Genomic DNA, 22470 nt, shown 5'->3' on the forward strand with positions numbered 1-22470 from the left:
AACTGATTCTGTTGTGTTACAAGTGCGCGGAAACAGTTTCGGTGCCGTAAACGTTGGCGGTGCGCCCCGGATCGGCCACGCACGACCCGCAGAATGAGTCGATGACCGAAGCCTCGCCGACCGCACTGCCCGCGGATTTCGCCGGGGACCTCGACGAGCGAACCGCCGCCGGAATCGCCGCCGCCCTCGGCCGCCGCATCCGCTCCGGCGACCTCGCACCGGGCACCCGACTGCCCACGGTGCGTGCGGTGGCCCGCGAACTCCGGGTCTCCCCCGCCACCGTCAGTCAGGCGTGGCGGGCGCTGGCCGCGACCGGCGCGATCACCGCGCGCGGTCGGGCGGGCACCTTCGTCGGGGAGAAGCGGGAGGCGCCGATCGGCCGGTATCAGCGCCTGCACTCGCCCTCCGACAAGGCCTTTCGTATCGACCTGTCGCGTGGCACCCCTGACCCGGCGCTGCTGCCCGACCTCGCCGCCGCGTTGCACGCGCTCTCGCGCGATACCGCGCCGGGCGACCTGTCGGCCCACTATCTCGGCGAGGCGGTGCTGCCCGCGCTCGCCGACACGCTGCGCGCGGACTGGCCGTGGCCGTGCGAACGGCTGACCGTCCTCGACGGCGCCCTGGATGCCGTGGACCGGCTGCTCGCCGCCCACGTGCGTTTCGGCGATCCGGTGATCGTCGAGGACCCGTGTTTCCCGCCGTTCCTCGATCTGCTCGCCCGCCTCGGCGCGCGCCCGGTCGCCGTCCGTCTCGACGAATCCGGTTTCCGGCCAGAGGAATTCGCCCGCGCCTTCGACGGCCCCGCACCGCGCGCGGTGATCCTGCAGCCGCGCGCCAACAACCCGACCGGCGCCTCCCTCGACGCCGCCAGAGTGCGCGAGCTGACCGCTCTACTCGGCCCGCAGCCTGCGCTGATCATCGAGGACGACCACTCGGCGGGCATCGCCACCACCACGCTGCGTTCGCTCGCCGCGCACTTCCCCGATCGCGGTGTCTACATCCGCTCCTACTCCAAGTCCCACGGCGCCGATCTGCGGCTGGCCGTCGCGGGCGGGCCCGCGGCACTGCTCGATCCGGTGGTCGAACGCCGGATGCTCGGGCCGGGGTGGTCCAGCCGATTACTCCAGCGCGTGCTGTCGACGATGCTCCAGGATCCCGATGCCCGCGCCACCGTCGAGAGTGCGCGACTCGAATACCGCAGGCGCGCTACCGATTTGCGTCGCGCGCTGGCCCGGCACGAGGTGATCGTGGCGGCGGGCGACGGCATCAATGTATGGCTCCCGGTCTCCGACGAGAACGCCGCCATGATCAGCCTCGCCGCGGCGGGCATCAAGGCCGCGCCCGGCGGACCGTTCGAAGCGGGCGCGCGGCCCGCCACCGACCATCTGCGGCTGACGCTGGGCGGCCTCGGCGACACCGACATCGCGTGGCTGGCCGCCGAACTCGCCGCCGCGGCCGCCGCCACCCCGACCTATCGGCGCATTCGCCGATCCTGACCCGTCATCGCGCACTACATCGTGCGGAGGTCGAGCCACAGCTGCGACCAGGGTCGAACCGGTTGTTCGCACCGCCAGATCGTCACGTCACGGGTGGCGCCCTCGTAGCCGAGCCGGGCGTCGGATCGCCCGACCGGCGTCACCGACCCGAAGCTCTCGCGCAGTTCCTCGAGCTCCCCGCCGACGTAGAGAATCGTCGTCGCCGAGTCCGGCGGTGTGCCCAGGTAGCCGTACCCGCGATTGGGGCTGTACACCGCAGGCCAGCCGTACTGCTGTCGATAGGTGTCGAGAGCCCCTGCCTGCCAATAGGATTGGGCGACGATCACCACACGTGCCCGCTCGTCCTCGGGCAGCGCCCGGTAGGCGAGGTCGGTCGACGCGGCCAGGTCGGACCAGCCGAACTTGCCGTGCAGCAGCAGATCCACGCCACCGGTGCTCGGTGGGATCGAGGATTCCGGCTGCCAGGGCAGCGACAACGCCGCGAGAACCACAGACAGCCCGATCACCGGAACCGCGGCGATCCGCTGCCAGGTGACCCTGGCCTCGACCAGCCCGACGGCCCCGGCCGCCATCGCGACCGGATAGATGCCGACCGCGTAGTACGACCGCCCACCGGTCGCCAGGAACGCGACCACGAGCAACAAGACAACCAGGCCGAAGAACCGGTAGGGCCGCAGAGATTCGGCGCGGAACAACCGCACCGTGCCGTAGACCAGCAGGATCGCGCCGAGTAGCCCGGCCGCGAGCAGGGCGAGAGGCACGAAGGCCAACCGGCCACCGATCGCCTCCTGCTCCGCACTCACCACCGCTCCCATCTCGAGCTGCGGCCACCCGTTCGCCGCCTGCCACAGCAGGCTGGGCACCATCGCGACCGCGGTGATCGCGGCGCCGATCCACAGTGCGGGCCTGCGCAACAGATCGCGGGGTCCGTAGACGAGCACGCTGATCCCGACGCAGATCCAGAAGAAGGGAATGAGCCATTTGACCTGCATGTCGATCGCGGTGACGACCCCAGCCATGATCAGCAGCACATCGGCGCGAGTCCGGACCCAGCGCACGAGCAGCCAGGTGATGAGTACCCACAGCGGCCCGTCGATCGCATTGGTGGAGAGCTGGCTGCCCTGCACGAACAGAAACGGTGACGTCGCGTACGCGGCCGCGCTGATCAGCTGCGCACCGCGTCCGCCGCCGAATTCCCGCGCGATCGCCGCGGCGAGCACGATGCCCGCCACCGTGACGAGCAGTGCCGGAAGTCGCAGCGCCACCAGCGAACCGGGTGCGATCGAATCCATCAGCGCAGCGATCAGCGGCAGCAGCGGGCCCTGGTCTGCGTAGCTGACCGCCAGGTGGTGCCCGCCCGCCGCGAGGAAGTACAGCTCGTCGCCGAAGAAGCCGTACTGCCCGAGCACGGCGAACAGTCCGATCGCGGACACCAGCGCGATCGCGCCGACACCGAGCACCGCGAAGGGCGGAACCTCCCGTGTCGCACCGGGTTCCGTCGATTCCGTTGTCGTTGTCATCGGTCGTCGTCCTTACTCGTCACCGCGTCGTACATCCGGATGAGGTGCGTGCGGTAGTGGCGCACATCGAAATCGGGTTCCCGCACCGCCCGGTTCGCGATGCCGTCGATCGAGTCCCGGATCAGACGCGCGAGCACGGTCGGGTCGAAGTCGCCGAACTCGCCGGCGCGCTGCCCCTCGGCCAGCGCCGAGACCAGCGGCGCGATCATCTCCCGGTCACCGTCGGGGGTGTCGAATCGCAGCGAACCGTCCGGGCCGCGCAGGTTGACCACGATGTCGCCGACTGCGGCGACGTAGCTCTTGTTGTCGTCGATGAATTGCAGATTCGACGACAGGTAGGCGTGCAGGACGGCGCGATAGCCGTCGGCGATCGCCGCGCTGACGAACGGCGACATGAACTCGGCACCGGAGACGAACAGCTGGATCACGACCTGTGACATCAGCTCGTCCTTGCCGTCGAAATGGTAGGAGATCACGCCCTTGGAGATCCCCGCGTGCTCGGCGATCCGGGCCAGGGACGCGTTGCTGTACCCGACCTCGGAGATCACCTCGACGGTGGACGCGATGATCTGCCGCCGTCGCGCCTCTTCGATGAACGAGCGCTGTTGTCCATCCGGCTTATTTTCTGGCCGCATGGTCAGAATTTAGCACGTACGGCCTGGAACCGCGCCCTAGATGACGTCAGCCTGGGCCGATACGGCAGAATGAGGGACCCCTCCCCCGGAAAGGCAGCAGTGGTGACGCTCGACATGGCACTCGGCGACGCAGTCGCGCGCATTTCGACGCCGTAGCGACCGACCGAGAGTCGGCGTCGCGTCCGACGTCGGCGTAGTCGAGTCACCAGTACCGTCGATCACCGGGAGCAGCCATGTCCACCATCGCATGGACCGAAGACCACAGTCAGTACACCGCCGTCTGGCATTCGGAGAACGGCGCGCCCGCACCGCGCCTCGTCACCACCGCCGACGACCGACTCTCGGCCGATCACGCGTATCGCCGCATCAGGGCGGGTGAGGCACTGCTGTGGCAGGGCGATTACAACAATGGTCGCCAACTGTTACAGGCGCTGGGCCGACGCGCCGATCGCAAGCCGGCGAAGAAGCCCGCTACCGGCGATCTCGGCGCGCTCTACGAGCACGAACGGATCAAAAGGCGGACGCGGGCGGGCATTCTCGGCAGTCTGCTGATCCGCCTCGGCCCGGGCTACGACCTCGACCTGCGCCGGGCGCCCGACGTGGCGGCGGCGTGTACGGCGGCGTACGGCCCGGCAGACGCCGAACGCGTGGTCACCTTCACTGAACTGCTCGGTGTGGTGAGCGCGTATCGCTGGCAACAGCAGGGTGTCGACGTGCCCGCGCTCGGAGCGCGCGTGTACCCCGGCTACGGCGTATTCTCGCCCACCCGAAGCGAATACGTCGATCTCGTCGCCGACGCGCCACTCGATCCCGAGATCCGCACCGCGTTCGATCTCGGCACCGGCACCGGCGTGCTGGCCGCGCTGCTCGCCTCCCGCGGCGTCCCCGAGATCGTCGCCACCGATATCAACCCGCGGGCGTTGCGGTGCGCCAAGGACAACGCCGAACGGCTCGGCTTCGGCCGGATGATCGCCGTGACCGGACCCGCCCTGTACCCGCCCGGCCGCGCCGATCTCGTGGTGTGCAATCCGCCCTGGCTGCCCGGCGTGCCGACCTCGGACCTGGAACGTGGTGTCTACGACCAGGATCAGTCGATGCTCACCGAGTTCGCCCGCGACCTGCGCGCGCACCTCACCCCCCACGGCGAGGGCTGGCTGGTGCTGTCCGACCTCGCCGAACTACTCGGCCTGCGCCCGGCCGACCACATACCGCGCCTGCTCGACGACTCGGGTCTCTATGTGCTCGGAAAGCTCACCACACGTCCACGTCATCCCCGCGCGACCGATCGCGACGACCCCCTCGCCGCGGCTCGCACCGCCGAGACGACCACGCTGTGGCGATTGCGGGCCCGCTAGCGAAGTCCCTATCGCCTGCCGATCGGCCCGAATGCACGGAATTCTGTGTCGATCACACGACGAGCGGACCGGATCCGGTGGTCTCTCCCCACGCGGGCCGGTGCGGCTGGCAGGATGCGCGGTACATCGTCCGGTAGCACCCGCCCTCGAGGAGATCCCGCCAAGGTGACCAGCATTTCGCAGGACCGACCCTTCATTCGCGCGCTCTTCGGTATCGGCATCGCCGCGGCCGCTCTGGTGGCACTGGCCCCCGCCGCGCAGACCGTACCGAATCATCAGGCCGTGATCCCCGGCTGCGCACCTGCCGCGGCGGGTCAGCCCAACGGCAAGCAGTGGCCCACCGAACCGGCGCTCACCATCGACACCGCCGCGAGCCACACCGCCACCCTCGAGACCACCTGCGGCACCGTCACGATCGCGCTCGATGCCGCCGCCGCTCCGCGCACGGTGAACTCGTTCGCCTTCCTCGCGAGCGAGGGCTACTTCGACCACACCCGCTGCCACCGGCTCACCACCCAGGGCATCTTCGTGCTCCAGTGCGGCGACCCCACCGCCACCGGCATGGGCGGGCCCGGCTACAAGTTCAGCGACGAGAACCTCGCGGGCGCGGTCTACCCGGCGGGCACCATCGCGATGGCCAACGCGGGCCCCGCCACCAATGGCAGCCAGTTCTTCCTGGTCTACCGCGACACCCAGTTGCCCCCGAACTACACGCCCTTCGGCACGATCACCGAGGGTCTGGACGCGCTGACCACTGTCGCCGATGCGGGCGTCGCGGGTGGCGGCGCCGACGGCACCCCCGTGGCCGATGTGGTCTTCAATGCCGTGACCACCACACAGGGCTGATCAACGACCGAGGGCCGCGTCTCCGGGTTCGGGAGACGCGGCCCTCGTCGTGGGGCTGGGTCGATCAGCCGGCGCTGATCGAACTGAACAGGTTCTGGATGGTCTGCAGGATGATCTCGGTCAGCAATTCAGCGGCGGAACCGGCCATGTCAACGCTCCTCGTATGTCCTCATCAGGTGAAACGAACAAGTGAAGCGTGCCCTATTCACTTGTCGTCGCGCAGCGTTTCGGCGAAAAAAGTGAACAGAAACGCGAAAACCGCGCCCCACCGGGGCGCGGCCTTCGCAGATCGTGACTACAGGTACTGACCGGTGTTGGACTCGGTGTCGATCGCCCGGCTGGCCGAGGCGTTCTTGCCCGTGACGAGCGTGCGGATGTAGACGATCCGCTCGCCCTTCTTGCCCGAGATCCGGGCCCAGTCATCGGGATTGGTGGTGTTGGGCAGGTCCTCGTTCTCGGCGAACTCGTCGACGATCGAGTCGAACAGGTGCTGGATCCGCAGACCCGGGTTACCCGTGTCGAGCACCGACTTGATCGCGTACTTCTTCGCCCGGTCCACGATGTTCTGGATCATCGCGCCGGAGTTGAAGTCCTTGAAGTACAGGACCTCCTTGTCACCGTTGGCGTAGGTGACCTCCAGGAACCGGTTGTCGTCGCTCTCGGCGTACATCCGCTCGACGACCTTCTCGATCATCGCCTCGACGCACGCCTGCTTGTCGCCGTCGAACTCGCGCAGATCGCTCTCGTGCAGCGGCAGCGTCTCGGTGAGGTACTTCGAGAAGATGTCCTGCGCCGATTCCGCGTCGGGACGCTCGATCTTGATCTTCACATCGAGACGGCCCGGCCGCAGGATCGCGGGGTCGATCATGTCCTCGCGATTGGACGCGCCGATCACGATGACGTTCTCGAGCCCCTCCACACCGTCGATCTCCGAAAGCAGCTGCGGCACAACGGTGGTCTCCACATCGGAGGAGACACCGGAACCGCGGGTGCGGAAGATCGAGTCCATCTCGTCGAAGAACACGATCACCGGGGTGCCCTCGGAGGCCTTCTCGCGCGCCCGCTGGAAGATGATGCGAATGTGACGCTCGGTCTCGCCGACGAACTTGTTGAGCAGCTCGGGGCCCTTGATGTTGAGGAAGAACGACTTGGCTTCCTTGGCATCCTGACCACGCGATTCGGCGATCTTCTTGGCGAGGGAGTTGGCCACCGCCTTGGCGATCAGCGTCTTACCGCACCCGGGCGGACCGTAGAGCAGCACACCCTTGGGCGGGCGGAGCGCGTACTCGCGGAACAGATCCTTGTGCAGGAACGGCAGTTCCACCGCGTCGCGGATCTGCTCGATCTGACGGCCGAGACCACCGATGTCGGTGTAGTCGACGTCGGGAACCTCTTCCAGCACAAGGTCTTCGACCTCGGCCTTGGGAACCCGCTCGAACGCGAAGCCCGCTTTGGTATCGACCAGCAGCGAATCACCTGGCCGCAGTTTGCGAATCGGCGAATCGGGGTCGGCCATGTCGTCGTATTCGGCGATCTTGGACAGCGGACCCGACAGCCACACCACCCGCTCTTCGTCGGCGTGGCCGACCACGAGGGCGCGTCTGCCGTCGTCGAGAATCTCACGCAGCGTGCCGATTTCGCCGATGGCGTCGAAGTTCCCGGCCTCGACGACGGTGAGCGCCTCGTTGAGGCGCACGGTCTGGCCGTATTCCAGTGCGTCAGCGTCGATATTGGGCGAGCAGGTCAACCGCATCTTGCGCCCGGAGGTGAAGACGTCGACCGTCTGGTCCTCGTAGGCGTGGATGACGATGCCGTAGCCGCTCGGCGGCTGGCCGAGGCGATCGACTTCTTCCCGCAAAGCGATCAGTTGCTGGCGCGCTTCTTTGAGCGTGTCCATCAACTTGCCGTTGCGGATGGTCAGCGAATCGATCCTGGCTTCCAATTCGCGTGCGCGATCCGGCGAATCGGCGAGTTGCCTGCGAAGAGCAGCCGACTCGGCGCGTACCGCCTCGAGCTCTCGCCAGGCCGCCGAATCCGAATTCTCGTTGGGGCTCATGATGCTGCTCCTCCCAGTCCCGGTCTATCAACGCTACCGGGCGCGGTCCGTTCTCGCTTTCCGACATGGTTTCGTCGTGATCACATCTTGTACGGTCGGTACGACATCAACCACACATTTGCACCTGTTAGGCTCCCCTAACACCCCGTACGGGGCACTCGCCCAACGAGTCGAAAGGTTGCTGTCCATGCTCCTTCCTCCCCGCACGATCCGTGTCGCCGTCGCCACCGCCGCAGCGGCGCTCGCCGTCACCGTCGGACTGACCGGTTGCGGCGACTCCGACGATTCCTCGACGAATGCCACCACGAGCAGTACCAGTATCGCCGCCGCTCCGTCCAGCGTTTCGGCAACTCCGGCACCTTCGGGTGACAACGCCGCCGCACCTACCGCTGATTCCCTGAAGGCGACTCTGATCAAGTTCGCCGATCCCGGAGTATCCACCGACGACAAGGCGAAACTGATCGTCAACGGCGACGCTCACAAGTCCAACATCGATCAGATGAACGGCATGCTCGCCGGCTACACCCTGACCTTCGCCGTCGACAACGTCGCGACCAGTGGTGACACCGCCACCGCCGATGTGACGATCACCTCCCCCCACGGCACCGCACCCGCGTTCCCGGTCACCTGGCAGAAAGAGGGCGGCACCTGGAAGCTGTCCGACGCCAGCGGCTGCTTGCTGCTCGGCTTCGCGCAGGCTCCCTGCACGCCCGCCTGATCGATCGGCACGACCGGATGACGGCGAAGCACCTCCGCGACAGCGCGGACGCCCTGCGAGCCGCGTAGGCCACCGAGATCACTCACGGTGAACGTCCCGTGGGTAGGACTTCCGAGCGGCGCGACGTGCGGGCGCACGCTCGAGTAGTTCCACCCGACGAACGGGTAGTTCCGCGCTGTGCCCACGGGTGGTTTCCTGCGATCGTCGTGCCATGAGTGTTGTCCCCAGCGTCGCGATGGTCACCGCGAACACCCCGGCCGATCGTGATCGGTTCCTGGACCTGCTGCGCATTTCGTCACTGGTGGTGGTCGTCGCGGGCCATTGCCTGATGCTGACCGTGACGGTGTCGGGCACCGAGGTGCATTTCGGCAACGTGCTCGCCGACCTGCCGATGCTGCAGCCGCTCACCTGGGTTCTTCAAGTGCTTCCGCTGTTCTTCTTCTCGGGGGTCGCCGCGGGTGCGCGCGGCCTCGGGCCCGGGACATCGTGGGGCGCTTGGCTTTTCCGGCGCACCCAGCGGCTGGTACGACCGCTCGGATACTTCGTCGGCGCCTCGGCGATGCTGCTGGTGGCGGCCGATCTGGTGCTCGCGCCGGGATGGCAGCGTCCGCTCGCGGTGACGAGCGTGCAGCTGCTGTGGTTTCTCGGGATGTATCTGGCGGTACTGGCGTGTGTGCCGTTGCTCGCGGCGCGGGTCACCAGTGGTCGCCGGATGTTCGCTGTGGTCGCGGTTATCGTGGTGATCACGGCGGCCGTCGACGCGGTGCGGCTCACCGGTGGGCCGATGGAGCTCGGCTACCTGAATCTGATCGTCTGGCTGGTGCCCGCGGTGCTCGGGATCGGCTATCTGCGCGATCTCCTGTCCAGGCGGACCGCGGCGGTGCTGGCCTGCGTGGTGCTGGCAGCCGATGTGCTGCTGGTGGTGCTCGGACCGTACGAGACGAGCATGGTCACCGTGCCGGGCCAGCGACTGTCGAATCTGGCGCCGCCGTCACTGCTGCTGGCCGGGCACGCGGTGGTGCTGTGCTGCGCCGCCGTCGCGGTAGCGCCCTGGTTGCGCCGTCTCGCCGCGCGCCCTCGGGTCTGGTGGGCGACGGTCATCGGCAACACCGGGGCTATGACGCTCTATCTGTGGCACATGCCCGCCCTGCTCACCGTGCTCGTGCTCAGCCATCTGGCGGGCGTTCACCGCACCGCGCCGACCGAGTCCGGGTTCTGGCTGCTCACGACGGTGCAACTCACCGCGACCGCCGCGCTCACCGGCGCCTTGTTCCTCGCCTTGCGCGGCCTGGAGAACACTCCCCTGCGCTGGTGGGACGGGCCGGTTGCCGCGGTGCGCGGTGTCCGCTCGGCCGCCACCGTGTTCGCCGTGATCGCGGCGGGGCTCGCGATCCTGCAGGCCACCCGATGGGGCCTCACCGTGGACGGTTGGCGCTGGTTCGCAGGCGCGGCGGCAGCGTTGCTGGCCGCGCGCCTGCTCACCCGTGCGTGATCAGCCCTTGGAGGGGCGCCGCTGCGGCTTGGGCGTAACGGTGCCCTCGGCCAGCCGCCGCGCGCTCACCAGGAACGCGGTATGGCCCTGCATGCGATGCTCAGGCCGCACGGCCAGACCGACGACGTGCCAGCCACGCACCATCGACTCCCACGAGCGCGGTTCGGTCCAGCATTCCTGCTCACGCAGCGCCTCGACCACCTTGGACAGCTGGGTGACGGTGGCGACGTACACCACGAGCACCCCACCGGGAACCAGCGCCTTCGACACCGCGGGCAACGCGTCCCACGGCGCCAGCATGTCGAGCACGACGCGATCGACCTGCGGGCCCTCGTACTCGGCCACGTCGGCGATCGTGATCGACCAGTTCGCCGGCCGCTCGCCGAAGAAGGTCTCCACATTGCGGACGGCGTGCTCGGCATGGTCGTCGCGGATCTCGTAGGAGATCACCTCGCCCTCGGGACCGACCGCGCGCAGCAGCGAGCAGGTCAGCGCACCCGAACCGGCGCCGGCTTCCAGCACCCGCGCACCCGGGAACACATCGCCCTCGTGCACGATCTGGGCGGCGTCCTTGGGGTAGATCACCGCGGCGCCACGCGGCATCGACAGCACATAGTCGGTGAGCAGCGGGCGAAGAGCCAGATACGGGGTGCCGTTGACCGACTTCACGACGGTGCCCTCGTCGTTGCCGATGAGGTCGTCATGCTTGATGCCGCCGCGATGGGTGTGGAATTCCTTACCCTCTTCGAGCACCACGGTGAAGAGGCGTCCCCTACCGTCGGTCAGCTGCACGCGGTCCCCGATAGCGAATGGACCGGTTCGTCTGGCCGTCATTGATCTCCCGTTCTTCGAATGGACCTGTCAGCCTGCCAGGCGCGGCGATCCGCGCGATCGACGGGTCAGCTGTTTCGCGGCGGCCGCGCGATCGTGTCGGTGTGTGCGGTTAACCTGCGAAACATGTCCGTGCCCTTGTCCGTGCCCCTGACCGACGACACCGCCGACGCGCCGGTCCATCGGTCGCGTCCGGCGTTGTCTCCTTCGCGGGCAAGCGATTTCAAGCAGTGTCCGCTGAAGTACCGGTTGCGGGCGATCGATCGGGTGCCGGAACCGCCGTCGCGAGCGGCGGTGCGCGGGACCGTGGTGCACGCGGTGCTCGAGGATCTGTTCGGGTTGCCCGCGGCCGAGCGTCAGCCGGCGCGGGCCGCCGAGTTGGTCCCGGGGGCGTGGGAGCGTGTGCGCGCGGAGCGCGACGGGGTGGACGAGCTCGTCGCCGAGGGCGGCCCGGAGGCGCTGTTCGACGAGGTGCGCAAGCTGGTCGCGAGCTATTACGAGCTAGAGGACCCGCGCCGATTCGAGCCACACGCGCTGGAGGAACGGGTCGAGGTCGACCTCGACGGCGAAATTCCGCTGCGCGGTTTCGTCGATCGAATCGACGTGGCGCCCAACGGCCTGCTGCGCGTTGTCGACTACAAGACCGGTCGCTCCCCCGGCCCCCTGCACGAAGCGCGAGCGCTGTTCCAGCTCAAGTTCTACGCGCTGATGATCCTGCGCACCCGCGACATCGTCCCGGCCCAACTGCGCCTGATCTATCTGGCCGACAAGAACATTCTCACCTACACACCCGAGCGCGAGGAATTGGACCGCTTCCAGCGCATCCTCACCGCGCTCTGGCAAGCCATCATCGACGCGGGCCGAACCGGGGACTTCCCGCCCACGCGCAATTCGATGTGCAAGTACTGCGACTTCAAACCCCTGTGCCCCGAATACGGCGGCACGCCGCCGCCCTACCCGGGGTGGCCGGTCCAGGCCCCGGTCCCTGCCGACCTGGTGACCGAACGTCTCCCCGAAGACGTGTGACGACCGAACTGCCCGCATCGGCACATGGGCGCGGTTGTCCGGGTTAAGCTGCGAACACCCTATGCAACTCGTTGAATATGAGAGGAGCTGACAGATGCATCCTTTCCGCACCGCGGTCGAAGCGCGCGACGAAGCGGCCATCGAGGCAATGCTGGCCGAGAATGTGGTCTTCACCAGCCCCGTCGCCTTCCAGCCCTATCCAGGCAAGGCCATCACCGCGGCCATCTTGCGTGCGGTGATCCGCGTCTTCGAAGACTTCCGCTATGTGCGCGAGATCGGCGAGGGGCGCGATCACGCGCTGGTGTTCGAGGCCACCGTGGACGGCAAGCAACTCACCGGGTGCGATTTCGTCCACCTCGACGAGGACGGCAAGATCGACGAATTGATGGTGATGGTCCGTCCGCTCTCGGCCGCGACCGCCCTGGCCGCGCGGATGGGCGCGCAGTTCGAACAGATCAAGGCCGAGGCGACCGCGAGCAGCCGGGCTGATTCCTGAGGCTGCCCGCGGCGGGCACTCAGACCGCGAAGTCGCGGAACAGCAGCACCGAAAGACCCAGGCCCACAGCGAGATTCACGACCGCCGCCGATCCGAACACTACGATCGGCCGCCAGCCGGCTTCGCGCAACCCGCGCAGCGAGAACTCCAGGCCGATGGAGACGAAAGCCAGGATCAGGAACCAGGTGCGCAGGTCGTTGATGACGGCGATGTGCGCGGCACCCGTCTTCTTGTCGACCGACTGCAGATACAGCGTGCCGATGATCGAGGCGGCGATGAATCCGAGCACGAATTTAGGGAACCTGGCCCAGAATTCCCCGATACTCGGACGGGCGGCGCCCTCGGTGCGATCCACGCGGAACGCGAACCAGGCGGTGAGAGCGATCGCTACGAGACCGATGAGCGCGTTCTGAGTGGTCTTGACGATCGTCGCGATCTGCAACGACTGCTCACCCGCCAGCGCACCCGCGGCAGCCACCGCGGCGGTGGTGTCGATGTTGCCACCGATCCACGCGCCTGCCACCGCATCGGAGAGCCCGAAAATGTCAGCGAGCCAGGGCAACAGGAAGATCGAGGGCAACGCGAAGATGATCACCAGCGACGCCGCGTAGGCGATCTGCTCGCGTCGCGCCTGCACCGCACCCGCGGCCGCGATGGCCGCGCTCACCCCGCAGATCGATACCGCCGACGACAGCAGCGCCCGCAGCTTGTCGTCGAGCCCGAGCACCCCGCCCAGCCACCAGGTGAACCCGAAGACGATGGTGATCAACGCCAGCGCCTGCACGATCGACGGCGCGGCCGCCGTGACCAGGATCTTCAGATTGATCGAAGCGCCCAGCAGCACCACCCCGGTCTTGATGAAGAACTCGGTCCGGAACCCCGCCGAAAGCCGGTCCCGCAAGCCGATCTTGCTCAGCACCACATTGCCGATCAACCCGATCGCGATCGCGTACACCGGATACTCGACCGTCTTCGCGACCCGCTTGAAGGGCGTATCCGCGGCCCACTGCGGAACATGAGTGTCGAAGAACCGCGTCAACGCGCCCAGCGCGAGCACCAGCAGGATCCCGGCCACGATGTCGCGCACCGCAGGCCGCGAATTCGCCTGCAACGCCGCGGTTTCCGACGTGGTCCTGGCCTCCCCCATCACGGCACCAGCCAATCCGGGATCGCTCCGACCAGCACCAGGCCGATCAGGACGAGCCCGACGACGGTCGCCAACCAGTCTTCGTTCCAGCTGAATGCGCTGCCCGGCCGAGGCTCGGGCTGTGTCTGCGACACGGTGACTCCTTGCTGTTCCTCATCGAGAAAACGCAAGGTAGCAACGGAATCGCGAAGGCACACCGATTGCGTTCAGCCTGAGCGGATCTCGCCGCTGACCGAATGATCGGTTGCATGATGTACGAGAGGCAGGCCTACTGCAGGCGACGTTCCTCTTCTTCTTGCAGGCGGCGCACCGCTTCCCCGGGCAAGGCCCGTCCATCGACCCTACCGGCGAACATCGCTGCCGGTCCTGCGGTAGCACCCGTAGAATCCGGTCGACAACGACCATAGAACCCGGCAGCCGAGGAGAAGAAATGATCCGCGCATTGTCCAAAGTTGTTGCCACCGCAGCGATCACGCTGGCGATGGCAAGTTGTCCAACCATCGCCTCTGCCGACTCGATCGAAGGGCCTGCCGTGGCCCAGCCCGTGATCGGCGGCGCGCCGACGCCTCCGTTCGACCCGGTGTGCCCCCTGTGCTTCATCCGCGAGGCGCTCGAAAGCTTCTCCGCGAAGTAAACAGTCGGCGTACAGCCGCCCCGACTTCCGTGGCTTTCCGATGACAGAATCATGCCCGTAGGATGTCTGTCGCGGATGAAAGCGATTGCGGCACAGCGGGGGAGGTTGACATGATGTCCGACGGCGACGGCCGCGACCGTCTACGCGCTGAAATCGCCGCGTTCTATGCGGGATTCGGGCAGCCGGCGGCTCTGCTTGCCGCGTTCCGACAGGCCGCGCTCCTCGTTCCCTTGACGGCAGATGACCGCGTCTTCTTCTCTCAGGTGGGCGGCGTCGACTGGTTGTGCGCCTTCACCAGCATCGAGGAGTACGCCCGATTCATGGTGACTCGCGGTCATCTGCAGGACAACGGCATCGACGCGGACCGGGAATACCGCCATCACTGGCTGTTCGGCCGTCGACTACAGGAATACGTCGACTCCCGCACCGAACCCGCCGGAATCGCGATCGACATCGTGGGTTCGGCGCCCATGGCGTTTCCGCCGGATGTCGCCGGGTAATCGACGAATGGGGAGGGGTGTGCGATGACGAAGCTCGAGATCGATCCCGCGGTGCTGCAGCAGGCCGCGAAAGGTATCGAGGACACCATCGGTCAGCTGTCGGAATTGGGGATCGGCGAGACGGGCAATATGGGCCGAGGCTTCGCGCTGCTGACGCTCTCGACCCTCGAAGCAGGCAAACACACGGTGCAGAAGACCTTCGAGGAGTTCACCGAACGGTGGTCCTGGGGTGTGCGCGCCCTGGTCCAAGGGGGCAACTCGATCGCCCGAACGCTCGGTTTGGCCGCAGGCCGGTACGACGAAATGGATACCAAGGCCGAGGGCACACTCAAGAAGATGTGGACGCACTTGGCAGGCAACCCCCATCTTTCCGACGAGGAAATCACCAAGCGTTCCTGGGGCGATACCTTCGCCGACAACTCCTTCAACCACATCCGCAACGCGGACTACAGCATGAAGTCGTTTCAGGACGCCAACCAGACCATTCAGAACAATATGAAGGTGGTCGAGACGGTCGGTCCGCAGGCGCTGGCGAATGTCAGCCCGGTGAGCGGCCTCGTCAGCGGTGAATCGCCCGGCTGGAACACCGGTGCCGCCCAGCAGGCAGCCGACATCATGAAAGAGCAGCAAGGAGGGCAGTAGTCCGTGGGACTCGGCGATTTCATCGACAAAGTCGGAAGCGCGATCGAGGACGGTGTCGAGGATCTCGTCGAGGGTGCGGGTCAGGTCATCGACGACGGCCTCGACGTGGTCGGCGACGCGGCCGGGTATGTCGGGCTGGACAGTGTCGACGACGCACTCGACGATCTGGGCGACAACATCGCCTCCGCGACCGGCGGCGATGTCGAAGAGGAGGAACTCGGCCAGACCGATGATCCCAAAGAACTGATCCTGGGCGAGCCGTCCGAAATCGGGTCCACCGCAGAGACATTGAAGAAGATGGCCGCGGCGATCGAGTCGACCGGTCAGGCGCTGCAGAAGATCGACGCTGCCGATTGGACCGGTAAGGGCGCGGACGCGTTCAACGAGGTCTACGACAAACAGCCGAAACTCTGGTTCGACGGCGGCGATGCCATGACCGCGGCGGCCGACGCGATGGAAGCGTGGCAGAACGAGGTCAAAACCGCACAGGACAAGGCGGGCACCGCCATCGAACGATGGAAGGCCGCCCACGCCGAGGAAGTCCGGCAGAAGAACTGGTGGAACTCGCTGACCGGCGAGCAGCAAGCGCAGAATCCGCTGGTCGACACCTGGACATCCCTGCGCAACGAAGCGCGAGAGATCTTGCGTGGCGCCCGAATTCAGCGGGACAACGGTGCGTCGATCGCGGACGGCGCACTGGCAGCGGCTACCGAGAAGGCACCGAAGGAACCCCCTTTCAGCGAACGGTGGATCGCCAATATCTCCGATCTCGGTGGTGTGCTCGAGCACGGAGCGCTGAATTTCTACGCCGGCTTGCTGACCAGCCTGACCGGGCTCGTGCAGTTCGTGCGCCAGGTGAACCCGACCGACATCTACAACATCACCCACCCGGCTGATTACGTCGAAGGGTTGTCCAATCTCGGCACCGGACTCGTTGTCGCCGTGGCAGATCCCGGCGCGACCGTCGACGCGATCCTGAAGGATGCCAGGGCCAACCCGTTCGAGTTCGTCGGTGCGCTCACCGGCGATGCCCTGCTCACCGCCGCCACCGGTGGTGGGGGTAGTGCGAAAGTCGCCATCAGTGCCTTGAAGAAGGTCACCAATGCGGGCCGACGACTTCCCGACGGCGGTTCCGGTCCGAGCCTGCACAACCCGAGCTCGCACCGTCAGGACCCGACCGGCCAAGGCACCCCGACCAGGCAGAACGACCCGACGGGGCAGACCGGCGAACGGCAAGGCGCCGGCCTTCCGGATTCCGATCGAGGGCCGGCGCCGGAAGGGCGTCCGGTCGAGGGTGCATCGCAACGAGAAGCACCGACCCCGCGCGCCGAGGACACCGGAGACGGTTACTCGCCGACACCGGAACACACCGAGCCGCGCCACTCCGAACCGCCGGCCCGGACAGACCGCGACCAGCCGTCACCGAGCACCGAACCCACCAGCAGCAGACCCGATCCCGAACCCACCCGGCAGCCCGAACCCACTCGAGCACCGGACCGCACCCCCGACGCCGACCCGCAGACGAGTCGACCGGAACCGCGCCCGGAAGCGGCAGGCACATCGACCCCCGACTCGACGCCCACCCAACGCGCGGATCAAACACCCACCCAGCAAACCGACCACACACCAACCCAACGCACCGACCCGACGCCCACCCAGCAAACCGACCACACACCAACCCAACGCACCGACCCGACGCCCACCCAACAGACCGACCACACACCGACGCAGCGCACCGATCCGACCCCCGATCAGCACACCGATCGCACCCCGACTCAACGCACGGATCCAACGCCGACTCAACACACCGACCACACACCGAACCAACGCACCGAACCAGCGTCGACTCACCACACGAATCCGAATTCGCCAGCGACACCGCACGGGGACTCGACCCGCTCGCAGGCGGATGCCGACACGACACCGCACAGGGATCAGCACACCGCACCGACTCAGCACAGTGATCCCGACCGAACATCCCGCGAGGACGGCTCGGCGTCGGACAACCGGGTGAACCCCACCGCTGATCGAGCGCCGCACACGAACGACGCCCCGTCCGACATCGATTCCCGACCGACTGTGCGCACGGATCCGACGCCACAGACCTCGAGCCCCACGCCACCTGCCGCAGGCTGGCAACCCGGCCACAGCATCAACCCCGACAACGGCCCCGCACCCCGACCGACTCCCGACGCACACCCAGCGCGCACCCATCCCGGCGCGACCCCGGCCGGGCCGTCCCATCCGCCGCAATCACCCCGCGTCGATTCGACACCACAACGGCCACACCATGATCCAGGCACCGAACCCCACAAGACGCCCGACTCTCCGCGCGCAGGCACGGCGCCCGACTCTCCCGGACGCGCGAACGGGCATTCGCCACTGGCCGCCGGACCCCATCCGGATTCCCCGACCAGGTCGACACCAGGGCACACGCCAACACGCGCAGATGCCGAATCGCCATCCCGTGCACGCCCAGATTCCGACGGCCGAGGACCGGACCACGACCCGGACAAACCCCGCGACCGCGCTGACGGACGCTCCCCCGAGCATGAACCGGCGCCGAAAGATCGTACGCCCGACCGTGATCCGACCAAACACACCGACCGCACCCCCGACCGAGGGCCGAACGATCCGGCCACTCCCCGTGACCGCACCCCTGACCGCGACCCCGACACGCACACCGACCGCGACTCCCCCACCGATCGCACCCCGGATCGCGACCGGGACAGCACCTCACCCACCAAGCGAATTCCCGAGCGTGATCACGACCCCGACTCCCCCAGAGATCGCACCCCCGACCGTGATCACGAAACGGACCGCGACGCTGATCCTGACCGCCGGACGGCGCAGGATCGCGCCGATGCCGATCGCGACGCGCACGAGCACGCGCGGGAGTCCGGTGCGGAATCCGATCGAACACCGGACCAGAAGACCTGTTCCGAAGACCCCGTCGACATCGGCACCGGCGAGTTCCTGCTTCCTGAAACAGATCTCGACCTGCCAGCTGTCCTGCCGATGACGCTGCAGCGGGCACACCATTCGAACTACCGGTTCGGTCGCTGGTTCGGCCCGTCGTGGTCCAGCACGTTGGACGCGCGGATCGTCGTCGAGGACGCAGGTGTCACCTTCATCGGCGAGAACGCGATGATGCTCGCCTACCCGCACTCCGAGGTCGGCGTTGCGACGCAGCCGCTCACCGAAGGGCAGCAATGGTCGTTGACCCGCACCGACACCGGCGGCTATCGCGTGTGGGATCAGCGGCGAGAGGTGATCTGGCACTTCGCACCCGAGCCGGGACACGACGGTCTCGAAGCTCGACATGGCAACTACGCGATCTCGGCCATCACCGACCGGCACCACAACCGCCTTCGTTTCCACTACGACGCCGATGGGGTACCGGTCGAGGTCACACACTCGGGCGGATATCGGGTCCGCATCGACTCGGACCGTACGCGGATCACCGGACTCTCGCTGATCTCGGACGAACCCGATCTGGGCGAGTTCGCCACGCCGGTACTGGAATTCACCTACGCCGACGCTGATCTGATCGCCGTCACCGACGCCGTGGGAGCAACGACCAGCTACACCTACGACGCCGAACACCGGATGACGTCGTGGACCGACTCCAACGGCAATCAGATGGTCAATTCCTACGACGAGTTCGGTCGAGTCGCCTTCCAGCGCGGAACCGCGGGAATGCTGAACTGTGACTACATCTATCGGCAACTTCCTGACGGCGCCGGCCGCCTCACCGCCGTCACCGATTCGCTCGGCGCCACCACCTCCCACGGTTTCGACCGCGAACTGCAACTGCGCGATCTCGTCGACCCCGCCGGCGGCCATACCCACATCGATTACAACGCCGACCGCAGGCCACTGACCATTACCGGACCGGATGGAGCAACCACCCAGTACCGATACAACGGCGCGGGCGATCCGACGACAATCATTCGACCCGACGGATATTCCACCGAAATCGACTATCTCTGGCGCAACCGTCCCACCACGATCACCTCCCCCGACGGTTCGATCTCGCGCCAGGAATGGTCGGCCACCGGCGACCTCACTGCCGTCGTCGGCGCCACCGACGACGATCGCACCGAATTCACCTACCACCCGAACGGCGCGCTGGCCACCGTTGTCGAACCCAACGGCGCCCGAACCACCATCGAGGTGGACGCCGCCGGTCTCGTCGCCCAGGTCACCGAACCGGACGGCGCGGTAACCCATTTCCGGCGCGACGCCGCCGGTCGACCTGTCCAGATCACCGATTCCCTAGGTGCGGTGACCCGCTACGACTGGACTCCCACCGGAAATCTGCTCCGCAGAACAGATCCCGACGGCCACGGCGAAACGTGGACCTATGACGGCGAAGGCAACACACTCACACACACCGACCGCGTCGGTGGCCTCACCCGATTCTCCTACGGGACTTTCGATCTCCTGCACTCCCGCATCGATCCCGACGGCTCGATCACCCGGTACACCTGGGACACCGAACGCCGCCTGATCGCCGTTCACAACCCGATCGGCCAACACTGGACCTACGAATACGACAGCGCCGGAAGACTTGTCGCGGAAACCGACTACAACGGGGCGACCACCCGATACACCCTCGACCGTGCCGGACGACTCGCCGCGATCACTCCCGCCACCGGCACGACTCGCCATTTCCGCCACGACCTTCTCGGCCGCGTCACCGAGATCACCACCGACGACGACTGGATCCGCTACACCCACGATCCCGCGGGACGTGTCCTGTCCGCCGTCAACGGTGTCGGTGCGACCGCCACCCATGCACTCGAATTCGCCTACGACGCAGCGGGAAGTCTCGCCTCGCAGCGACTCGACGACCAACCGCCGATGCTGTTCGAACACGATGATCGCGGTCACCGAATCCAGCGAACCACGCCCTCGGGCGCGGTGTCGAGGTGGCACCACGATTTCGTCGGTCGCATGGACCGTCTCAGCGCCGGCGGCCACGACATCACCTTCGGCTACGACCCCCTGGGGCGCCTGACCAGCTGGCGGATCGGCGAACTGGCGATAACACGGGGACACTCCGGCCTCGGCCAGTTGGCCGACCAGGAGGTTACCGCGTTTCCGGCGCAAGCGGTTTCGTTCGATTCGGGGTCGACCACCAGGCCCGCACCGCACCGGCTCCGCCGCGACGAATTCACCTATCGCCCGGACGGCTACCTCACCACCCACACCATCGCCCGTGCACAGACCGACCTCGTCCACCGCGACTACAGTCTCGACGCGGTCGGCCGAGTCACCGCTGTGTCCACCGACGGCGCCCCCACCGAACGCTACGCCTACGACGCACTCAGCAATATCGTCAGCTCGTCCACTCCCGCGGCCGGGACTTCGCAGGCGTCTGCGTCGCGTATCCCACCTGCCGACGACGACCGTCGCGAATATCGCGACAACCTCCTCGTCCGCGACGGCCGAACGCGCTTCCACTACGACCCCGCCGGACGCCTGATTCGCAAGACCACCGTCCGGCTTTCTCGCAAACCCGACGTCTGGCACTACCGATACAACGCTTTCGACCAGCTCACCGACGTCTGGACCCCTGACCATCAGTGGTGGCACTACACCTACGACGCCCTCGGCCGCCGCACCACCAAACAGCAGCTGACGACCGGCGGTGCCGTCCTCGAACGCGTCGACTACGTTTGGGACGGTCTACATCTCATCGAGCAGGCCACCCGCGCCGCTACCACTCGCTGGCACTATCAGCCCGGTTCGCACGCCCCACTCACACAGTCGACCGACGGGGCCGCGATCGACCGCGAGTTCTACGCGATCATCACCGACCTGGTCGGCGCCCCGACCGAACTGATCGATCCCGGCACCGCTCACCCTGCGGCCACCGCGGGCGCCGACCTCTGGGGCCGAACCACCTGGCGCGGAAAGGCGAGCTCACCGCTGCGCTTTCCCGGACAGATCCACGACCCCGAAACCGGGTTGCACTACAACATGTTCCGGTACTACAACCCGGACACCGGCCAGTACCTCACAGCGGACCCACTCGGTCTGTCCCCAGCACCCAATCCCTACGCCTACACCACCAACCCGCTCCGGTTCATCGACCCACTAGGGCTGACACCGGCCGCGTGCGAACGGTTCGAGAATTTCCGTAGACAGGTCACACCCGACGAGCTCTCCGACGCGCCTGCCCCGTACGAGGGCGGCCGACCCGGGCATGCCTGGGACAAGCACATGGTCAGCCGCGAGGTTCAGGCATCCATACTCAACAACCCGGATCGGATCTTCAGCGGGACCTACCACGGAACGAACCATATAACCGGCGAGCCCTATACCCGCCAGGTCGACATCTACTTCCGTGCGGGCCAGCGGGACACGACGAACAGTCTGGGTTCGGTGGTGATCACGGAAGCGGGCAACAAGAGCTCGGTCGTCACCGCCTATGGTTTGATCGACGGGCGTCCCGGGATTCGGAAGCGACCTGTCAACGCGGACAAGAATTGGGCGAACGACCCGGACTACGTCGAGATCCGCCTCCGCGATGATATCGACGAAGTGGTATTTCCCGACCGGGCGAGCTGGGAAGGAAACAACTGGCAGTGACGACCGACAGCGGCCAAGAGCACGATTCACCCTCCGGCGGAGGAGACTCCACCATAGACCTCCTCGCTGCTTCCTTTGCCGCGCATCTCGGCCAGCAGGTCACCATCGTCGACTCCAGCGGGATGACACCGGATGGGTTCGCGTGCTTCATCCGAAGCCCTGCGCCCGCTGGGCCGACCCTCCAGGTGGCGTGGGAGGGAGTTCTCGGGATGAAGTACATCGACGGACGGCCCGACATCAGCGTGTCGCTGTTCCTGTTCAGCCGGGGCCGGCGTCTGCGACTCGACGATCATCATCCCGGCAGCTATCTGGAAATCGTCTACGAGGGCCCGCTCGACGGCTCGGGCACCTGGCGTGACCTGGGCTGGCTGCACGACGGTTTCGGCGAGTTCGAAGCATACGACCGTTACGGCGAATAGCTACGTGCCGCGATCGCCATGCAGAAAAGGGCGGGCCCTGGATGGGCCCGCCCTTCA

18 protein-coding genes are annotated in these 22470 nt (G+C 66.8%); 12 read left to right on the plus strand and 6 right to left on the minus strand.

The genetic code is table 11. The annotated features are described in order from the left end of the window. Positions 1–101 precede the first annotated feature (101 nt). Positions 102–1496 (plus strand): aminotransferase-like domain-containing protein, encoded by a 1395-nt coding sequence (locus tag ASD42_RS03145; RefSeq protein ID WP_056815287.1) that lies wholly within the window; start codon positions 102–104, stop codon positions 1494–1496. 14 nt (positions 1497–1510) lie between these two features. Here ASD42_RS03145 and ASD42_RS03150 read toward each other — a convergent pair whose 3' ends face one another. Next, on the minus strand, positions 1511–3016 hold the full coding sequence (locus ASD42_RS03150; protein ID WP_056809916.1) for an ArnT family glycosyltransferase: 1506 nt from the start codon (positions 3014–3016) through the stop codon (positions 1511–1513). After that, positions 3013–3651: a TetR/AcrR family transcriptional regulator gene (locus ASD42_RS03155; RefSeq protein WP_056809918.1), complete on the minus strand. Its 639-nt coding sequence runs from the start codon at positions 3649–3651 to the stop codon at positions 3013–3015. Before ASD42_RS03155 ends, ASD42_RS03150 begins: the two co-directional genes overlap by 4 nt. A 233-nt stretch (positions 3652–3884) precedes the next feature. On the opposite strand from ASD42_RS03155, the gene ASD42_RS03160 reads away from it, so the two are divergent. Both ASD42_RS03160 and ASD42_RS03165 read left to right on the plus strand, forming a co-directional pair. Further along, positions 3885–5006: a methyltransferase gene (locus tag ASD42_RS03160; RefSeq protein WP_056809920.1), complete on the plus strand. Its 1122-nt coding sequence runs from the start codon at positions 3885–3887 to the stop codon at positions 5004–5006. A 165-nt stretch (positions 5007–5171) separates the two neighbouring features. After that, the gene (locus tag ASD42_RS03165) at positions 5172–5852 is read left to right on the plus strand and encodes a peptidylprolyl isomerase (protein ID WP_056809922.1); all 681 of its coding nucleotides are present in this window, start codon (positions 5172–5174) and stop codon (positions 5850–5852) included. A gap of 295 nt (positions 5853–6147) precedes the next feature. Here the strand turns inward: ASD42_RS03165 and arc are convergent, their stop codons facing one another. Continuing rightward, positions 6148–7908 (minus strand): proteasome ATPase, encoded by a 1761-nt coding sequence (gene arc / locus ASD42_RS03170; protein ID WP_056809924.1) that lies wholly within the window; start codon positions 7906–7908, stop codon positions 6148–6150. A 187-nt stretch (positions 7909–8095) separates the two neighbouring features. On the opposite strand from arc, the gene ASD42_RS03175 reads away from it, so the two are divergent. Together ASD42_RS03175 and ASD42_RS03180 are read left to right on the plus strand one after the other, a co-directional pair. Continuing rightward, a complete protein-coding gene (locus ASD42_RS03175) occupies positions 8096–8626 on the plus strand; it encodes a hypothetical protein (protein ID WP_056809926.1) in 531 nt (176 codons plus the stop codon). Between the two features lie 211 nt (positions 8627–8837). Beyond that, positions 8838–10118 (plus strand): acyltransferase family protein, encoded by a 1281-nt coding sequence (locus ASD42_RS03180; RefSeq protein WP_056809928.1) that lies wholly within the window; start codon positions 8838–8840, stop codon positions 10116–10118. Here the strand turns inward: ASD42_RS03180 and ASD42_RS03185 are convergent, their stop codons facing one another. Further along, positions 10119–10952 carry a tRNA (adenine-N1)-methyltransferase gene (locus tag ASD42_RS03185; protein ID WP_056809930.1) on the minus strand — a complete coding sequence of 278 codons (834 nt, stop codon included), beginning with the start codon at positions 10950–10952 and terminating at the stop codon, positions 10119–10121. A 123-nt stretch (positions 10953–11075) separates the two neighbouring features. On the opposite strand from ASD42_RS03185, the gene ASD42_RS03190 reads away from it, so the two are divergent. Together ASD42_RS03190 and ASD42_RS03195 are read left to right on the plus strand one after the other, a co-directional pair. Next, positions 11076–11975 carry a RecB family exonuclease gene (locus ASD42_RS03190; RefSeq protein ID WP_056815291.1) on the plus strand — a complete coding sequence of 300 codons (900 nt, stop codon included), beginning with the start codon at positions 11076–11078 and terminating at the stop codon, positions 11973–11975. Between the two features lie 94 nt (positions 11976–12069). Next, positions 12070–12471 (plus strand): nuclear transport factor 2 family protein, encoded by a 402-nt coding sequence (locus ASD42_RS03195; RefSeq protein ID WP_056809932.1) that lies wholly within the window; start codon positions 12070–12072, stop codon positions 12469–12471. Positions 12472–12490: 19 nt separating this feature from the next. Here ASD42_RS03195 and ASD42_RS03200 read toward each other — a convergent pair whose 3' ends face one another. Further along, the gene (locus ASD42_RS03200; RefSeq protein WP_056809933.1) at positions 12491–13618 is read right to left on the minus strand and encodes a YeiH family protein; all 1128 of its coding nucleotides are present in this window, start codon (positions 13616–13618) and stop codon (positions 12491–12493) included. Beyond that, a complete protein-coding gene (locus ASD42_RS35590; protein ID WP_266290015.1) occupies positions 13618–13752 on the minus strand; it encodes a hypothetical protein in 135 nt (44 codons plus the stop codon). Before ASD42_RS35590 ends, ASD42_RS03200 begins: the two co-directional genes overlap by 1 nt. 296 nt (positions 13753–14048) lie before the next feature. Here ASD42_RS35590 and ASD42_RS03205 point away from each other — a divergent pair, with 296 nt between their 5' ends. From ASD42_RS03205 to ASD42_RS34235, 5 genes are all read left to right on the plus strand, one after another. After that, positions 14049–14252 carry a hypothetical protein gene (locus ASD42_RS03205; protein ID WP_056809935.1) on the plus strand — a complete coding sequence of 68 codons (204 nt, stop codon included), beginning with the start codon at positions 14049–14051 and terminating at the stop codon, positions 14250–14252. A 110-nt stretch (positions 14253–14362) separates the two neighbouring features. Next, complete coding sequence (locus ASD42_RS03210; RefSeq protein WP_056809937.1) at positions 14363–14752, plus strand: SseB family protein; 390 nt, start codon at positions 14363–14365, stop codon at positions 14750–14752. A gap of 24 nt (positions 14753–14776) precedes the next feature. Next, entirely contained in the window at positions 14777–15394 is a 618-nt protein-coding gene (locus ASD42_RS03215) for a hypothetical protein (protein ID WP_056809939.1), read from the plus strand. Between the two features lie 3 nt (positions 15395–15397). Then, on the plus strand, positions 15398–21994 hold the full coding sequence (locus ASD42_RS03220) for a putative T7SS-secreted protein (protein WP_056809941.1): 6597 nt from the start codon (positions 15398–15400) through the stop codon (positions 21992–21994). Next, a complete protein-coding gene (locus tag ASD42_RS34235) occupies positions 21991–22413 on the plus strand; it encodes a hypothetical protein (protein WP_156677377.1) in 423 nt (140 codons plus the stop codon). Before ASD42_RS03220 ends, ASD42_RS34235 begins: the two co-directional genes overlap by 4 nt. Positions 22414–22470: the final 57 nt, after the last annotated feature.

The organism is Nocardia sp. Root136 (assembly GCF_001427185.1).
GTDB classification, from domain to species: domain Bacteria; phylum Actinomycetota; class Actinomycetes; order Mycobacteriales; family Mycobacteriaceae; genus Nocardia; species Nocardia salmonicida.

Coding starts and splice junctions, on each gene's coding strand:
- ASD42_RS03200 (WP_056809933.1), bottom strand. CDS start 13,618: ATGGGGGAGGCCAGGACCACGTCGGAAACCGCGGCGTTGCAGGCGAAT.
- ASD42_RS03185 (WP_056809930.1), bottom strand. CDS start 10,952: ATGACGGCCAGACGAACCGGTCCATTCGCTATCGGGGACCGCGTGCAG.
- ASD42_RS03175 (WP_056809926.1), top strand. CDS start 8,096: ATGCTCCTTCCTCCCCGCACGATCCGTGTCGCCGTCGCCACCGCCGCA.
- arc (WP_056809924.1), bottom strand. CDS start 7,908: ATGAGCCCCAACGAGAATTCGGATTCGGCGGCCTGGCGAGAGCTCGAG.
- ASD42_RS03195 (WP_056809932.1), top strand. CDS start 12,070: ATGCATCCTTTCCGCACCGCGGTCGAAGCGCGCGACGAAGCGGCCATC.
- ASD42_RS03215 (WP_056809939.1), top strand. CDS start 14,777: ATGACGAAGCTCGAGATCGATCCCGCGGTGCTGCAGCAGGCCGCGAAA.
- ASD42_RS03210 (WP_056809937.1), top strand. CDS start 14,363: ATGATGTCCGACGGCGACGGCCGCGACCGTCTACGCGCTGAAATCGCC.
- ASD42_RS03145 (WP_056815287.1), top strand. CDS start 102: ATGACCGAAGCCTCGCCGACCGCACTGCCCGCGGATTTCGCCGGGGAC.
- ASD42_RS03150 (WP_056809916.1), bottom strand. CDS start 3,016: ATGACAACGACAACGGAATCGACGGAACCCGGTGCGACACGGGAGGTT.
- ASD42_RS03180 (WP_056809928.1), top strand. CDS start 8,838: ATGAGTGTTGTCCCCAGCGTCGCGATGGTCACCGCGAACACCCCGGCC.
- ASD42_RS03190 (WP_056815291.1), top strand. CDS start 11,076: ATGTCCGTGCCCTTGTCCGTGCCCCTGACCGACGACACCGCCGACGCG.
- ASD42_RS03160 (WP_056809920.1), top strand. CDS start 3,885: ATGTCCACCATCGCATGGACCGAAGACCACAGTCAGTACACCGCCGTC.
- ASD42_RS03155 (WP_056809918.1), bottom strand. CDS start 3,651: ATGCGGCCAGAAAATAAGCCGGATGGACAACAGCGCTCGTTCATCGAA.
- ASD42_RS03205 (WP_056809935.1), top strand. CDS start 14,049: ATGATCCGCGCATTGTCCAAAGTTGTTGCCACCGCAGCGATCACGCTG.